This is a genomic window from Sphingomonas sp. 10B4 (assembly GCF_035019905.1).
Classification (GTDB): Bacteria; Pseudomonadota; Alphaproteobacteria; order Sphingomonadales; family Sphingomonadaceae; genus Sphingomonas; species Sphingomonas glacialis.
On sequence record NZ_JASJVC010000015.1, the window covers coordinates 22186 to 39430 of the forward strand.

8 protein-coding genes are annotated in these 17245 nt (G+C 60.8%); 7 read left to right on the forward strand and 1 reads right to left on the reverse strand.

Going from position 1 to position 17245, the window contains the following annotated elements:
• The first annotated feature begins 39 nt into the window (after positions 1–39).
• From kdpA to QN347_RS06785, 4 genes are all read left to right on the forward strand, one after another.
• Positions 40–1743, forward strand: coding sequence for a potassium-transporting ATPase subunit KdpA (gene kdpA / locus QN347_RS06770; protein ID WP_322161841.1), 1704 nt, complete (start codon positions 40–42; stop codon positions 1741–1743).
• Positions 1744–1753: 10 nt separating this feature from the next.
• Positions 1754–2428, forward strand: a complete 675-nt coding sequence (kdpC, locus tag QN347_RS06775) for a K(+)-transporting ATPase subunit C (RefSeq protein WP_322161839.1) — start codon at positions 1754–1756, stop codon at positions 2426–2428.
• Positions 2429–2560: 132 nt separating this feature from the next.
• Complete coding sequence (gene kdpB, locus QN347_RS06780) at positions 2561–4525, forward strand: potassium-transporting ATPase subunit KdpB (RefSeq protein WP_416194518.1); 1965 nt, start codon at positions 2561–2563, stop codon at positions 4523–4525.
• Between the two features lie 85 nt (positions 4526–4610).
• Positions 4611–6767, forward strand: a complete 2157-nt coding sequence (locus QN347_RS06785; RefSeq protein ID WP_322161835.1) for a sensor histidine kinase KdpD — start codon at positions 4611–4613, stop codon at positions 6765–6767.
• Here the strand turns inward: QN347_RS06785 and QN347_RS06790 are convergent.
• Positions 6660–8165, reverse strand: coding sequence for an ATP-binding protein (locus QN347_RS06790; RefSeq protein WP_322161833.1), 1506 nt, complete (start codon positions 8163–8165; stop codon positions 6660–6662). The genes QN347_RS06785 and QN347_RS06790 overlap by 108 nt on opposite strands.
• Before the next feature lie 341 nt (positions 8166–8506).
• On the opposite strand from QN347_RS06790, the gene QN347_RS06795 reads away from it, so the two are divergent.
• From QN347_RS06795 to QN347_RS06805, 3 genes are read left to right on the forward strand one after another with little or no spacing between them, the layout of a single operon-like run.
• Positions 8507–10270 (forward strand): hypothetical protein, encoded by a 1764-nt coding sequence (locus QN347_RS06795; protein WP_322161832.1) that lies wholly within the window; start codon positions 8507–8509, stop codon positions 10268–10270.
• A complete protein-coding gene (locus QN347_RS06800; protein WP_322161831.1) occupies positions 10267–11817 on the forward strand; it encodes a hypothetical protein in 1551 nt (516 codons plus the stop codon). Before QN347_RS06795 ends, QN347_RS06800 begins: the two co-directional genes overlap by 4 nt.
• Positions 11814–17237 carry an FtsK/SpoIIIE domain-containing protein gene (locus QN347_RS06805; RefSeq protein WP_322161830.1) on the forward strand — a complete coding sequence of 1808 codons (5424 nt, stop codon included), beginning with the start codon at positions 11814–11816 and terminating at the stop codon, positions 17235–17237. The genes QN347_RS06800 and QN347_RS06805 overlap by 4 nt, the downstream gene beginning before the upstream one ends.
• Positions 17238–17245: the final 8 nt, after the last annotated feature.

Below are 17245 nucleotides of genomic sequence, written 5' to 3' on the forward strand. Positions count from 1 at the left end.
GGGTTCATCCTCGCCTTGGACAGGATGTGAGGCATTCCAATGTTCGATGATATCCTCCAATTCGTGATCATCCTCACGATCATGACCGGACTGGTCGTGATCCTCGGGAAGTGGATGACCCATCTCTTCGTGAGCCCCGGCCACACTCTCTTGGAACGGGGCACGTACGCTATTCTCGGCGTCGATCCCGACGAGAAGATGCCGTGGAAACGCTACGGCATGGTTCTGGTCCTGAGCAATGCGGCGATGATGCTGCTCGGCTACCTTCTCCTGCGCGTGCAGGACTTCCTTCCGGGCGACACGCTCCAGCGGGCGTCACAGACGCCCGACCTGGCGTTCAACACCGCCGCGTCGTTCATCACCAACACGAATTGGCAGTCCTATTCTGGGGAATCGAGCCTCTCGAACTTCTCGCAGATGGCGGTAATCACGTTCCTGATGGTAGTCAGCGCTGCGACCGGCGTCGCGGCGGCAGGTGGCTTCGTTCGTGGCCTCAGCCGGAAGAGCACGTCGGACATCGGCAATTATTGGGTCGATTTCACACGTGTGACCTATCGTCTGCTGATCCCGCTGAGCTTCGTGATGGCGCTGGTGTATGTCTGGCAAGGCATTCCGCAAACGCTGAGCGCCGATGCGATCGTGACGACACTTGAAGGTGTCAGGCAGCAATTGATCATTGGCCCGGTAGCGAGCCTTGAATCGATCAAGCATATCGGCACCAATGGCGGGGGCTTTTTCGCCATGAACGCCGCGCATCCGTTCGAAAACCCCACGCCGCTGACCAACACCTTGCACATGCTGAGCATGTTGCTGATCCCGTCCGCACTCACCTACACGTTCGGCGCGATGCTGGTGCGCCGAAGCCAAGGCTGGGCGATCTTCGCGGCCTTTCTCGTGATGTTTCTCGGCTTTCTCACGCTGACCTACGGTTCGGAACGAGCCGGCAATCCGCTGCTCGCCTCGATGGGGGTCGACCAGACGCACACCGCATTCCAGGCGGGCGGGAATATGGAGGGGAAGGAGCTGCGCTTTGGCATTGCCCAGAGCAGCATGTTCGTGGCCGTCACGACGGCGGCGACGACGGGTTCGGTCGACTCCATGCATTCATCGCTGACCCCGCTGGGTGGCTTCGTTCCCCTTGCCCAGATGATGCTGAACACCGTGTTCGGTGGTGACGGTGTCGGCCTCATCAACCTGGTCACCTATGTCATTCTCACCGTGTTCCTCGTCGGCATGATGATCGGCCGCACACCCGAGTTCCTCGGCAAGAAGATCGAGGCGCGGGAAATGAAATATGTGATGCTGGCCGTTCTCGCCCACCCGTTCAGCATTCTCGGATTTACCGCGCTTGCCTGCCTGGCCCCTTCGGTCATGACCAGTCTCGCCAACGGCGGCCCGCACGGCTTCAGCGAAGTGCTCTATGCCTACACGTCGGGCACGGCCAACAATGGTTCGGCCTTTGCCGGCCTCAACGCCAACACACCCTTCTTCAACACGACGATTGGCTTGGCGATGCTGGCGGGCCGTTATCTGACGCTGCTTCCGATGCTGGCGGTGGCGGGGGTCCTGGCGAACAAGAAAGGCGTGCCGGCGGGTCCGGGGACACTTTCGACATCGACACCGCTATTCACCGGCCTGCTCGTCTTCGTGATCCTTGTCGTCGGCGGCCTGACCTTTCTCCCCGCGCTGGCGCTGGGGCCGATCGTCGAGCACCTTCTGATGCTCTCGGGCACGACCTTCTAAGGACATATCCATGCGCGAGCTTACAAACGAATCCAAGCGACCGGCGGTGCCGGTACTGCAGGGCGTAACGCGACCGGTTCTCGTATCCGCCCTGTTCTTCATGGTCGTGGCGGGGATCGTCTATCCACTGGTCACGACGGGCGCGGCAGCGATCCTCTTTCCCGATCAGGCGCGAGGCAGCTTGATTCAGCGAAGCAGGCAGGTCGTCGGGTCAGCCGTCATCGGACAATATTTCACACGGCCAGAATATTTCCACAGCAGGCCAAGCGCGACGACGGCACCCGATCCCAAGGATGCGTCCAAGACGGTCGACGCGCCGTACAACGCAGGCGCGAGTGCGGCGAGCAATCAAGGGGTGTTGAGCAAGAAGCTGCTTGAGGCCGTAGCCGCGCGAAGCAGATCGTATCGCGACGAGAACGGACTGGGGCAAAATGCCAAGATCCCGGTAGATGCCGTTACCGCGTCTGCATCTGGCCTCGACCCGGATATTTCGCTTGCGAACGCCCGCCTGCAAGTTTCGCGAGTGGCAAAGGCCCGCGCGATGCCCACCCAGGACCTGCTTCGCCTCATCGATCGGCAGACCACCGGGCGCCAGCTTGGCGTGCTCGGTGATCCGCGGATCAACGTCGTGCAGCTCAACCTCGCCCTGGACGTAGCGGCGCACCGCCGCTCGGCGGCGCAGTAAGAAAGCGATACATCCATGTCATATGCAGATGCTGGCGTGCCGTCGGCCGCAGGTGTGATCGGACACCTTAAACCGATTTCCTGGGGCTCCGTGATCGGCGAGGCCTTCAAGAAATTGTCTTTCAAAGTCCAGATGAAGAACCCTGTGATGTTCGTCGTCTATCTGGGGAGCATCGTTACCACTGTGCTCTGGATTGGAGTGCTTACCGGCAAAGGCGGGGAGTCCGGCGCCTTCGTTTTCGCCATCGCCGCGTGGCTGTGGTTTACGGTGCTGTTCGCAAACGGAGCCGAGGCTCTGGCCGAGGGCCGCGGCAAGGCGCAGGCCGACGCTCTCCGTGCTACGCGCCAGAAGGTCCTTGCCTGCGTGCTCAAAGAGCCAAACCTGGAGAGCCAGTCCTGGCCCACTCCCAGTGACGAACTCGGCGTGGGAATGTTTGTCCTGGTCAGGGCCGGAGAGATCATCCCTGCCGATGGCGAGGTCATTCGCGGCGCCGCATCCGTCGATGAGTCAGCGATCACCGGTGAATCGGCGCCCGTAATTCGCGAGGCGGGCGGCGACTTCGGCTCGATCACCGGTGGCACGCGCGTTCTGTCCGATTGGCTGATTGCGAAGGTCACGGCCAATCCTGGCGAGGCTTTTCTCGACCGAATGATCGCGATGGTCGAGGGTGCCAAGCGCGGCAAGACGCCGAACGAGATTGCACTCACGATCCTCCTGGTCGCGCTGACACTGATCTTCCTGCTTGTCTGCGTGACGCTGCTTCCCTTTTCTAGCTTCAGCGTGGCGGTCGCGGGCGGTGGCAAGCTGGTCAGCATCACCGTTCTGATCGCTCTGCTGGTCTGTCTCATCCCGACGACAATCGGCGCACTTCTCTCAGCGGTGGGGATCGCTGGGATGAGCCGGATGATGAAGGCCAACGTGCTCGCGACCTCCGGCCGTGCGATCGAGGCGGCTGGCGACGTCGACGTGCTGCTGCTCGACAAGACCGGTACGATCACCCTCGGCAATCGCGAAGCGAGCACGTTTATACCGGCACCCCGCATAAGCGAGCGCGAGCTGGCCGATGCCGCCCAGCTCGCGTCCCTCGCCGATGAAACGCCCGAAGGTCGCTCGATCGTCGTTCTGGCGAAAACTGCCTTCGACATCCGCGGGCGGGAGTTGCAGGGCGCCGAAACGATCGCCTTCAGCGCCCATACCCGCATGAGCGGCATTGACGTCGATGGCCGGCAAATCCGCAAAGGCGCCGCCAGCGCGATCAAGCTGCACGTCGAACGGCTCGGAGGTGTGTTTCCGCAAGAAGTGGGCAAGATCGTCGACGACGTCGCGCGGCGTGGCAGCACTCCGCTTGTGGTCGCCGACGGCGTCCAGATCCTCGGTGTGGTCGAGCTGAAGGACATCATCAAGGGCGGCATCAAGGAACGCTTCGCGGAATTGCGCGCGATGGGCATCAAGACGGTGATGATCACCGGCGACAACCAGCTGACGGCCGCCGCGATCGCTGCGGAAGCCGGTGTCGACGATTATCTCGCCGAGGCGACGCCGGAAGACAAACTCGAGCTGATCCGCAAATATCAAGCGGAAGGCAGATTGGTTGCGATGACCGGAGACGGCACCAATGACGCCCCAGCCTTGGCACAGGCCGACGTCGCGGTCGCGATGAACAGCGGCACGCAGGCAGCCAAGGAAGCCGGCAATATGGTCGATCTCGACAGCAATCCGACCAAATTGCTGCGGGTCGTCGAGGTCGGCAAGCAGATGATCATGACACGCGGAGCACTCACGACCTTTTCCGTCGCAAATGATCTCGCAAAATATTTCGCGATCATTCCAGCTGCCTTCGTCGTGACCTACCCGGCGTTAGGTGCGCTCAATGTGATGGGGCTGCATAGCCCGGCGTCCGCGATCCTTTCGGCGGTCATATTCAACGCACTGATCATCGTCGCGCTCATCCCACTCGCACTCCGAGGCGTCAGGTATCGGGCAGAATCGGCAGAGCGTCTCCTGCGCCGCAACCTCTTCATTTATGGCTTGGGAGGGATTATCGCGCCGTTCATCGGCATCAAGCTCATCGACATCGCGCTGACGCCCTTCTTTTAAAGGTGGCAAGATCCGAACGAGATTAGAACGGCAGTTTGCACCGATGACGGATAGACGCCCAGATCCCGACGCGCTTCTTCAAATCGTGAAGGAAGAAGCGCAACGCTCGAGCCGCGGCCAGCTGAAGATTTTTTTCGGCGCCTGTGCTGGCGTGGGGAAGACGTTCGCGATGCTCCACGCCGCGCGCCAAATGCTGGCCGAGGGGACATCGGTTGGGATCGGGATCGTCGAGACGCATGGGCGCAGGGAAACCGCCGCTCTTGCCGAGGGCCTTCCGACCGTGCCGCTCAAGGATGTCGGTCGTGGTCAGGCGGTCAAGGAATTCGACCTCGACGCGGCGCTAACCTCGGGGTTCCAGCTCCTCATCGTCGACGAACTCGCGCATACCAACGCCCCGGGCAGCCGCCACGCCAAGCGGTGGCAGGACATCGAAGAGCTGCTCGACGCCGGAATCCATGTCTATACCGCAGTCAACGTCCAGCATCTCGACAGCGTCAACGACATCGTCGGCGGGATCATCGGCATCCGCGTGCGGGAGACTGTTCCCGAACGGATCTTCGATCGCGCGACCGATGTGGTGCTCGTAGATCTGCCGCCCGACGACCTCCTGGCGCGCCTCGCTGCGGGGAAAGTCTATATCCCGATGGCAATCGAGCGCGCGCGGCAAAACTTCTTCCGTCGCGGCAATTTGATCGCCCTGCGCGAGCTTGCGCTGCGGCGCGTGGCCGAACGCGTGAACGCTGATGTGCGCACCTATCGCATCTCCCATGCGATCCAGAAAGTCTGGCCGACGCGCGAGTTGATCATGGTGTGCGTGAGCGCCCGCCAGTCCCAGGATAGGCTGGTGCGCGAGGGCGCGACGCTTGCCAGGCGTCTGCAGGCGAACTGGATCGTCGTGCATGTCGATCGTCCCCACCAAGACGACGACGAGGAAGCGCGGCAGATCCTGTTCAAGCTCGCGGCGACCGCGCAAAGCGAGGGGGCGGAATTTGCCAACGTTCCCGGACAGGACGTCACCGAAACGCTCCTGGATTACGCGCGCAAGCGCAACGCGACCAAGCTTGTCATGGGCAATTCTTCAGGAAGGCGCGCACTTCCGTTCCGCGCCACGCTTGCCGAACGTGTCGCCCGCGCCAATCCCGAAATCGGAATAATCCTGCTGGGCGTTCCGAAGACGGAATCCTCCCGCGGACCTCGCCCGGCACGGACCACGCCCGGCTCGGCGCGTGCGCTACTGATCACGACGTTCGCCTGCGCGGTTACGACGGGGACCGCCGACTTTCTGTTCCGCGTCTTCGACGTCTCCAATATCGTGATGCTCTTCCTGCTTACGGTCGTGTTCATCGCGTTTCGGCTGGGCCGTGTCGCGGGGGCATGGGCCTCGTTCTTGAGCGTGGCACTGTTCGATTTTTTCTTCATCGAGCCGCGCTTTTCCTTCGCGGTCTCCGACACGCAATACGTCTTCACCTTCGCGCTGATGCTGGCTGTCGCCTTGATGATCAGCCAGCTTGCGGCACGGTTGCGTTCCGAAGCACGCATCGCCCGGGCCGGCGAACGACGCGCATCAACTCTGGCCCAGGTGGCGCGCACCCTGTCGGGCGTTATCAAGACCGACCAGATCAGTGCGATATGCAAGGAAACGATTGCGCCGCTGTTCAATGCTCGTCTCGAGATACTGCTTCCAGGCACCGACGGAAAGTTGGTCGCGGCGGGCAATTGCGCGTTTCTGGATTTTTCCGTCGCGCAGTGGAGCTACGACCACATCCAAGAGGCTGGACTCGGAACGCAGACGCTCAGCGCGGCAGAGGCGCTTTATGTGCCGCTGAAGGGGCCCGCGGCTGTGCGCGGAGTCCTGGTACTCGAACCGAAGGCCGGCCCTCTCTCCGCCGACCCCGATGACCGGCGTCTGCTCGACGCTTGCTGTTCGTCGATCGCCCTGGCGCTCGAACGCATCCATTTCGTCGAGGTCGCCCAGGATACGATCTTGCGCATGGAAGGCGAGAAGCTGCGTAACACCCTCCTGTCCGCTGTTTCGCACGATCTCAAGACACCGTTGACGGCGATACGGGGCCTCGCGGAAATGCTCGAACATCCAGCCGATCTCGCGGAGGGGGAGCGTTGCGACCTCGCACGTTCAATCCGCATCCAAGCCGACGAACTCAGACGCCTTGTCACGAATCTTCTGCTGCTTATACTGTTTTTCCACGTCCTTCATAAAGGCGCCCAGCAGATCCTGGATTGAATAGCGTATCACCTGAAGGAGAACATGCTGCTCCGGGGTGACGCGCAAGCCTTCACGGTTGGTCTGGTCGACCAGCAGGGGGTTTTCGATCCGCGAAATGTTGACGCGACCGATGAACTGGGTTTTGTTGAGCGTGTAACCAGAACGGCGAAGGGCCCGGCGATCAAGCTCGAGCCAATCGTCTTCCTCCTCGCCATAGGGATATACGCGATACCGATCCCTGAAAAGCAGGATGCCAGACCAACGTTCCTGCACCTCGCGAACCGCCCTCTGTTCACCGATTGCATCAATGCCTGAAAGCCGGCGACGGTTGTACCAATGCGCTTCGAACGAGAATGGCCCGACGGTGGTGAGTGCGCTATCCTCGATATGCCCTTCCTTCCCGATGATCGCCCCCTGAAGATCATCCACGGTCAGGGTGATCATCTGTTTCTCTTGAGGGTGATCGAACCCCAGATCCAGCGCCTCGACGACGATTTTGAGGACCGGCGCACTGTCGATGATTTCGTAAGTTCCGCTGACCTTAGCGTGGGCGGCCTCCAGTAAGGCGGCCGGCATGATTGGAACGGCGACGCGATCGCCGTTCCAATATATCGCTATGCGAGGCCTGGTGCTGGCGTCGGCAAAGGGATCGGTCAAACGCGCGAAATCGTCCTCGGTCAGTTCAGTGACACGGGTCTGTGTCCAGTTTTCTGTAAGGTCACTGATGACAATAGAGGTGCCGGACCAAGTTTTGGACGGTTTCAGCGGCCCTGCTGTTGGCGCGACGGGAATTTGATCGAGCATGGCGTCGACATCCCCAAACGCGCGCCAGTCGATTTCGAGCAGATTGAGATGGGTTTCATCGGCTCGCGCTGTCTCAACACGCAGCCGTTCACCAAGGCGCATGGCCGACAGGCGACCGATGCCCTTTTCACCAAGATAGGGAGTTTGCGCATCGCCACGCTTGAGCGCGGCCTCGACCTCTCGTTTCCGCGAAGCGGTTCCGATCACGAGAAAGTTGCGCTCCAGATCAGCGCGCGACATGCCCGATCCGGTGTCGGACACGGTGATCCGGTTGAAACGCTTCTGGGCCTCCGCCAAGCTATCGAGGAGGCTCTGCCGACTGGTTGCGGCCTTAATCGCTTCTCTGAAGCCCTCTAGCGCCGCTTCGCTAGCGGTGGGCAAAAGCGCTGCCGTCGCAGCTTCCTTGCTTTCGTCGGCACTTCCCCCCGCCCCGATCTTCTCGATCAGCTTGAGGTAGGCGCGCCGCGGAAGGGCGATATCAAAACGCACATCAACGCCGGCTTTCGTCCCAGCATCGAAGCCGTTTTTGATAAGCTCGTAAAATGCGATAATATCCGAGCTAATTAGCTCGGATCCAAGCTCTAATACCGTTCTGGCCGTAATGCGAAACAAAGCTCATCCCCCGTTGAGGGTAGCCTAGAGCCGGTTGCGAACGCAGCCAAGGAAATCTGTTCCGCCGCCCTCTAAGGACAGCTGGATGGCGTAGGTATCTGGCCGGTGACCCACGATGGATTTGCCGCGTCGCCCATCGCGCCGACGGCGTACGCCGCCACACTCGCTGCCTGGGAGCGTTCCAGCAATGATGGCTGTCCCCCGGTTTCCGTTGCCAGATCGCCACCATTGCGTAGAACGAAATCCGGAGTGCGAGGGGGAAGAGATTGTCAGTGGTACCGTCAACAGCGGCATGGGTCCGTTTCCTCCGGAATTATGGGCCGATTCCCACCAATGACAACATGTACGACGAATCGATCCAGCGAGCACTTAAGCGTCACAAAATTGCGCCGATCACGCTTCCAGCTCAGTTTCTGCCGGCTCTTCTAGCGAATTTTCACAGCGGAGAGCCGATTTCGCAGATCATCACCGGAACTGCTGGTGACGGCAAAACCTATCATTGCCGCGAAGTTTGGACGGCGCTTGGCGGCGATGTCGCCGTCTGGAATTTAGGAGCCAAACTTCATCGCATCGCCATCGGCGATCACACGCTCGTCATCGTCAAGGATTTAAGCGAGCTGAAGGACCAGGAAGGCGGCGACCTGATCGAGGCGTTCGCCGCAGACGCGGCCTCATCCGAAACGAAGACAATATATCTTGTTGCAGCCAACCATGGCCAGCTCTTGGAAAAGTTGAAGACGGCGCCCCAGACCGCAACCGTGAAGCGCTTGGCGCAGGTCGTTGAAGACCTGCTCGTAACCGGAACAACGGCGGACAATGGCGTTCGGCTCGAGCTGAGCGACCTCAGCCGTGCGCCGGCCGCGCAGATGACCATCGATATCATCAAGGCGATTACCCAGCATGAGGGATGGGGTGGGTGCGACACATGTCCGTCCCAAACTGAGGGACAAAGCTGTCCAATCCGCGAAAATCGCCGGCGGATGATGGCGGAAGGCCCGGATGATCCGTTCCAGGACCGACTAGCCTCGCTGATCGAACTGAGCGAACGCAATGGCAGCCACTTCCCGGTCCGCCAGCTTCTGGCCCTTGCGTCGAACAGTCTGCTTGGGCATCCCGATGCGCGCGATGGCCTGATGTCGTGCGCCGATGTGCCTGACATCCAGCAAAGCGGACGGTCAGATCTTGCCAGCATCTATCGCAACATCTTCGGCGAAAATTTGAAAGCCAGCCGGGCAGAGAAAACCGAACTGTTCAAGAAACTGAACATCTTCGGCATTGGCGCGGAGACCAGCAACCGGGTCGATAATCTGTTGGTCTATGGCGCGGACGATCCGGCCTATTCCGAGGCTTACGCCGCGCTCGTGCTGAGCGATCTGATCTATGGTGCCACACCGGCCTATGCGCGCGCGCAACGCGCCTATCTCGAAGGTGTCGAAACCAGCGACCGCTACCGATATCTGACGCTGCTTCGGTCCCAGCGCCAGCGACTCTTTTTCACGATGCCAAAGGCGCTCGAAACCCAATATATGTTCTGGGATCTGACCGTGTTCCGGTTTGCGGGCCTGTACCTAGACGTGGCAAAAAAACTGACTGCCGGGCAGCAACTCCCGCGCACCGCACTGTCGCTCGTCGTGCGCGGATTGAACCGGATCTTCACGGGCATGCTTGTCCAGAATCAAGACGAACTCGTTCTCGCCACATCGGGCAGCTATTCGCAGAGCAAGCGCAGCCCGTTGTTAGATGAGCTTATTTCGGTACCGCGCGCTGCTGGCGAGGAAGTCAGTCTGGTCGCCGATGATTTTGGTGGTTTTGGTGTTTCGGTTCGCCTCGTCCGCGGCGACGACATCCCGCTCGTCACGCTTTCCCTATCACCAACGCGGTTCGAATTTCTGGGTCGGGTTGCCGATGGCGCGCTGCCAAGCAGTTTCTCGCTAGAGTGTCATGAGGATCTCCTCGCGTTCAAGGCAAGGCTACTGCGTGAAACCGAGAATAGACGCCATCTCGATGGCGATGATCAGGCAACCGATGGCGAACTGGTGCTGCGCTTCATCGAACTGGGCAATGACGGGCGCGCCACGCCACGTCGGGTAATGGTGCGAGCATGACCATGGAAGTGCTCGATCGTCCGTCGCTGTTCGAAGACAAGAGCGGTCCGGCCATCTGGGTCGATGAGGCCATATGGGGTCATCGACTTCATGATGAGCAATCACCCTGGCTGACATTCCTCGAATTTCTGACCGTGCTGCTGGCCGAGCATGAAGCGGGTAGACCCTTGGTCGAAGATGAGCTGAACACGCTTTCCTACCGCCCACAGGTTCAGCTCAAGCTGCGCAATCTCGTCTTCAACAACCCGCATATTGTCACGGTCCGGGCGGCAAACCTGTCAGACGACGCATCCTGGTCACTGTGGCTGCAGAAAATAGCGCAGTCGGCGGGCGGCATCGACAAGCCCGACTTTTCCTATCTGCGCGAGCGGTTCGAGACCTTCACCGATTTCGCAGCGGTGATCGATTTCCTGCAGGGATCGGCGATCGAAGGCACCAGCAACAAGCGCTGGAGCTCGAAGTTCGTTTTCCCCTTCGGGCCGAACGCGCTATATGAAGATGTCAGCGTCAGTGCCAAGGGTGGCATCTCGACCGATCGACGCTTCTTCGCGCGTACCGGCGAACTGCTTTACCTGATGCTTTGCCGCAGCAATCGCTCCGATGAGCTGCGCACCAAGCTTATCGAGCGCTTTCTCGAAAACCCGGCACCCTATGACGGTATGGTGCGGGCGCTGCAGGGAGAACCGCAAAAGTCCCGGGCTGAGCGTGGCGGCGCGTTCCTGCCCTGCGCCACCCATCCGGTGTTCGACCGGCTTGCGGAAGACTGGATGGCGATCCTCAATCTGCCGATCCCCGCCTATGATGTGATCCCGCACCTGGTAACGGTCACCGGTCTCAATCTGGTCCTCTATCAACTCGACAGGGCACGCGAGGTGCTCGCTCGTGCGCCGATCACCTTGGTCTGCGAGATCGTATCACCCAAGAAATCGGTGGTCCGTGATCTCTCGGCTGACTCCTACCAACATAACAATATGCTGCCGCAGCAAGCGCTGGACCGCTTCATCAGGATGTCGACCGAAACCCAGGCATGGACAGACGCGGTGGCGTCGGATGAGCCCGCGTTCAATGCGGCCGAGATACTGAAAAAGGCATTTGACTGGCCGGAGCCGGACGACACTGACGATATCGGCACGGATCCCGATCTGCTCGTGAGCCGCTTGGTGGAGCGCGCGGTCACCCGGCACAAGCAGCATGTCGGAAAAGTGCACGCGACTTGGTCGCGCGCGATCGGCCTCTCGTCACGGCGGTCGAGTCGGCGGATTCGCTACGCGCCGACCGACCGGCTCCTGAAAACCCTTGTGGTGACATGCGTGGGACGACGCATGGAATTCAAGGATTTCCTCGACGCGCTCTATGAGCGCTATGGGATCGTCATTGGCGATGGCCAAGCACGCGATCTGATTGCCAGCGGCAACGCCGACCAAGAAGATTTCTCCGACAATGCCCGCAGGCTGGAAGAGCGGCTCGCGAGCCTCGGTTTGCTAAAGCGATTGTCGGATTCCTGCGCCTATGTCGAAAACCCATTCCAGCGGACGGACGCGGCGTGAAACCATCAGAACTGATCGGCGCCGCTGGCGCGACCTCGCTTCGGCAGCGCCTTGGCACGACGTCGGATGATGACGGCGTCGCACGCTTCCTACTCGATCGTCTCTCGGGCGAGCAGGTCGCCGCGATTGCAGCAGCCTTACTCAAGGATCCCGCCACAGACGCTCTGTTGAAGATCGTAATCCCGCGTGCGCTCGTTGCGGATTTCGACCTACCCGAGCATGTCCTGACGGACGAGCGCACGACCCATGTTCGCAATGCGGAGTGCGATCGGCCAGCGCTGCTGATGGCGAACGCTGATGACGACCAGGGCGCCTCTCTACACGACGTCACTTTGGTCGGCGCCAAGCAGCTGACCGAAGATCCCAAACCCTGGGTTGAGGCGGCAAGCGCGGGCCTTGGTTTGCTCGAAGGACAGAGCAAGGCCTGGATTGCGGCTTTGCGCGGATTGAATGAGGCCGACGATTGGACCCTCCATCAGATCGCCCACTATGTGGCCCTCACCCGTTCCTGTATTGAGGAACAGTCAACACCCGTGGCAGCAGCGTTAGGTTGGGCGCTTCCCGCTCTGCATTTGCCACGCGACCGTGGCTATTTTCTCGGCCTGACCGACAAGGATAGTGATCAGCCGCGCCGCTGGAAGAAACTGTTCGAGAAATTGGTTTCCGATCGCAAGCCTCTGCTCAATAAGCAGCGAGCCAATCGCCAGATCATTGAGAGTGAGGAGCTTCGCTCGCAGTTCGAGCAGGTGCGAGAAGATATCGCACCGCATGCCTATGAGGTGATCGAAGCCTTTATCGAGGCGGCACCTGGCTGGGGTGACGAGGCTGAGGCCCTTGCCACCTTCGAATGGGAATCCGACAGCATCCTTCAGCTCTTTTCGGGGTTGAAGCAAAAGAAAACCCGCCTTCCAGAAGAAACGATCAACTTCTTCGAGTTCGAGTTTCCCGACCGCCTGAGCGATGCCGATCTCCAATATCTTGCGCAACTGAAAGCCCGAACCTCGTTGAAAGAGGCACGGGACGACGACCGCGAGTTTTTCGAGGCGCATCGCGAAGATCTCGCCAAGGAAAAGCCGCTCCGCGCAAAATGGGAGCGCTTCATCTTCGGGCGACCTCTCGAGTGCACCGATTTCGCGGAAGGTCTTTTGCGGGCGATCGAGCGCCTCTTTGGTCAAGTAAATGCGCATGGCAGCCAGCGCACGCTCAAGATCAAGTCGGCACGCCGTACGCGTGGCCAGTGGCTCGACATCAACGCCGATATCGGCCGGGCGTTCGGGCTACGCTATCGTGGGCTGCAATCGCTCATGGGCCCTGCCGTGCAGTGGGACGCACCCTATCTCTTCGCCTATGAAGAATTGCTCGAGCGCGCCAGGCGCCGGAAGAAATACAAGCCCAACACGTCGGTCTCGCGCGCGAGCGTCCAGATCAAGTTCGATGTAATACTTGAGGTCGGGAGCGGCGCGAGCGGCGAGCGCGCCGTCGTCCAATTAGTCTGGCAAGCGCAACCCAATGCCATCGGTCTCGAATTTCCAGGAGATCTGGCGCGGCTGATCAAGCGCCCGCTGGTTCGCACCAATGTCGCGCGTTTGCCTGTCAGCCAGAAGGGCGCTCTTCAGGCCGTCTCGCTTGCCGACGTCGGTACGCTCCAGCCAGCCTTCGGCCAGGACTCTGGTTCGCTCATTCCGCGTAACAACGCTGGCGCGGATATCGGCAAGCTATTCCCCCGCCAACTGAAGGAAGCAAAGGTTGCCGGTCGACTTTCCTCCGAAGGCGCGCAGGCGATCGAAGAGGCATGGCAACGTTTCTCGCTGCTTTATATCGAGGCTGTCGGCGCGCTACAGAGCTCGGGGTATGCCTCGTCGGCGCTGCTTGAACAGGCCGAAGCCTATGGCGCGTTGCTGCGCACCCTTTCGGTCAATGCCACAGGCGACATCAGCAGGCGCGATCTGTGGGAGCCGGTGCTAGGTATCGGCACTGTCTTGGTCACGGGTGCGGCGCCCTCAGCGATCATCGCCCCCTGGCACCCATTGCGGATGGCCGGAACGGCGGTCAAAATGCGTTCGCTGACCGGCCTCATCGACTATCTGCTGTCCGATGTTGACGTGAATTTCGGGGATCCCAGACTCTTCTTTTCGGATCTCCGCGAAGAGCTTGCCCATCCGCTCTATCCCGAGATCGCGGTAGGTTATAACGGATCCGAGGCAGTCCTGCTCGCCGAGACCAGCACCGTAAACGACTATAGCCTGCTCGAACGACCGGTGCGCGATCCGTCGGAAACGGCGACCGATGTCGATCCGGCCGAGGCGGCGCGGCAGATCCGAAGCCTTCTTGATCGCTATCTTGATCTTCAGCCGCATGAGCGCTCGAATCTCAGCATCATGCTCTATAATTGCGACGCGGCGGGTCTCCCACTCGCTACCGTCAATGCACTCAACTCGGTCCAGGATCAGGATGAAGTGCATTGCAATGTGATGGTGCGGCACCGCGACCGCTCCAAGCTCGGCAATGTCTATTCCGAACTGCTCGAGAAATCCGAAGGTGATCCCGATGCGGTCGTGGTCAGCGAGACGTCACGCAACTTTATGTCCAAACTGCGGATCGGCGTCATGCTGGACAGCGGCAGCGTCCCTGCGGACGGCACGAGCCGCGAGATCGATGTAGCGTTTCTCCACGACGTGGTCTCGCGCCAAGCGCGCGAAGACTGGTTCCCCGTGCCCGCCGGCAACGACAATCCGACGCTGTTGGAGCATGTTCCGGCGCGTTGGTCCTATCGGCGGGTCACGGCCGAAGATGAGCTGAAAGCCACCAGCTATCTGACCTGTCCAAGGCAACCCGATGCCGGTTGGGCCTATGTCGATGCAGTGGCTGGCGTCATTCGCCGCCAGCCGCACGATCCCCAAGTCCATTATCTGCCAGCGCGGCAAATATCGTTTCAGGATCATGGCCTGAAATCGATGTTCGACGAGGTCCACGCCCTTGCCGAGTGGGTCGCGACCTATGACGACCTGCTCGACAAGCGCCAGCTCGCCGCGCAGGGGATCAACGTCATCCGCTATCGTCGGCAGCGGACTCATGGTCGCAATATGGTTGTCTCCTCGACCTCGGAACTGCGCATTCTTCACGTCCTCGTCCGGCGTAGGCTGTCGGAGCTTTCGCTCGGTCTGACCGACGACAAGCTCTCTGCGCTGGCTCGACGAATGATCGACGACGCTGCGGCCATCTCGGGCGATATCGTGTTGCGTGCCGCCAAGCGCGGTGTGTCAGCCGGTGAACTGGTCGGGCTCGTACTGAGCCGGGCGCTGGTCAGGGAAGAGCTTGGCGGCAGCGCTGCGGTCGCGTGGTTCTTGCTCGACGACTATGCGGAATGGCTTGGCCAGCGGGAGGAGGGCATTGCCGACATTCTAGGCCTATCCGTCGGCACCGACCCAGATGGCACGGTCAGGCTGCGCGCGGTCGTCACCGAAGCAAAATATGTCGATGCGTCGGGCCTTGCGGAAGCCAGCCGGAAATCGCGACAGCAGCTTCGCCAAACCGTCGCGCGGATGGATGACGCTTTGTTCGGCGATCCCGGCCGTCTCGACCGCGACCTGTGGCTGTCGCGGATTGCCGATCTGCTACTCGACGGGACTGCGGCGCTCGGGCAGGGTAGCCTGCTCGAGCGGGTGCGGGACGGTATCCGCCGCGGTTCGGTGCCGATCGACCTTCGTGGCTATTCGCATATCTTCATCTCCGGACCGGCAGGTGATGCCAGTTCGCTCGGCGAACAAGAGCCGATTGCGGACATCGCCAGTGGCCTGCAGGAGGTGTTCAGCCGCGAAGGCCTGCGTCAACTGCTCAAGGCCTATGAAGCCAATGCACCGCTTGGGGCGCTGCGCCAGGCGCTTGGCGATGAGCATGTCTGGGATCAGGCAAACTATCGCGATCCCGCACCCCGTGTCGACTGGACCAAGGCGATTGCGGCCGAGCCCAAATCGCCCCTGCCGACACCTGTGATCGTGGGTGTCGATGATGAAGACGATGATGACGATGCGCCCGAGGGCGACATGCCACCACCCGCACCCGATACGCCGCCCGCGCCGCCGTCCGAATCAGATGCTTCGCCGGCAGTCGAGGAAGCTGAGACACCAAAAGCGGCTGACCCTGAACCAGTGGTCGCGCCAGTTGCCATCAAGGTCGAAACCCAGGCCGACCCTATGCCTGAATCCATGGTAGCGACGCCCGACACTACCCCGCCATCAGGCACGTCGCTCGATGCGCTGATTCAGGCCAATGCCGAGCGCTCGATCGAGGATTCCGCCGAGGAGCGGGCCTGGCTGGAGAGCAGCGCCCAGAAGCTGCGATCCGCGCTTCTAGGCTATAATCTCCAAGCTAAGATCGTCGGCACTCGCCTGACGCCTAATGCCGCCCTTATCCGCTTCATGGGCAGCGATCGCCTCCGTGTCGAAGACCTGGAGGCCCGGCAGTCAGCGCTGCTGACGACGCACGGCCTTCGCCTCATCTCGATTTCACCCTTACCGGGCGAGATCGTGGTCGGGGTCGCGCGACCGCAGCGTCAGATCGTGTCGCTCTGGGATGTGTGGGCGCGCCGTGCACTCAATCGCAATCCCGCCGGCATGAACACCTCCTTCGTGCTGGGCCTGAAGGAACTCGACGGCGACGTTCTTTATCTGAACCTTGGCGGCGCCTTTGGTGGCGGCCAAGCGCATGAGCCGCACACATTGGTCGCCGGCGCGACCGGTAGCGGCAAGTCGGTGCTGATCCAGGCGTTGCTGCTCGACATAGCGGCCACCAATCCGAGCGCGCTCGCCCATATCTATCTGATCGATCCAAAAATGGGTGTCGATTATGCTGCGATCGAACGGCTGCCTCATCTGCAAAATGGAGTGATCGTTGACCAAGTACGAGCGGTCGAGGTTATGGAAGGTCTCGTGAGGGAGATGGAGCAGCGTTACGAACTGTTTCGGACCCATGGCGCACGCGATATCCGGGCCTACAACACCAAGACCCCGGCTGCCGACAGGTTACCAGTGATCTTCCTCGTCCACGACGAATTTGCCGAGTGGATGTTGACCGAAGACTATAAATCGGCTGTCACGGCGAAAGTCTCGCGCCTTGGCGTCAAGGCGCGCGCCGCTGGCATCCATCTGATTTTCGCGGCTCAGCGTCCCGACGCCAACGTCATGCCGATGCAGTTGCGCGACAATCTCGGCAACCGTCTGATCCTGAAGGTGGCGAGCGTAGGCACATCCGAAATTGCGCTTGGCGTCAAAGGCGCGGAGCAGCTTTTAGGTCTTGGTCATCTCGCGGCTCGCCTGTCGGGCGAACCCGGGATTATCTATGCTCAGGCACCGTTCCTATCGGATGACGATATCGATCGTGCCGTCGATGCGATCATCGCGGGCGACGCCATTATGGGTTGAGGCTTGGA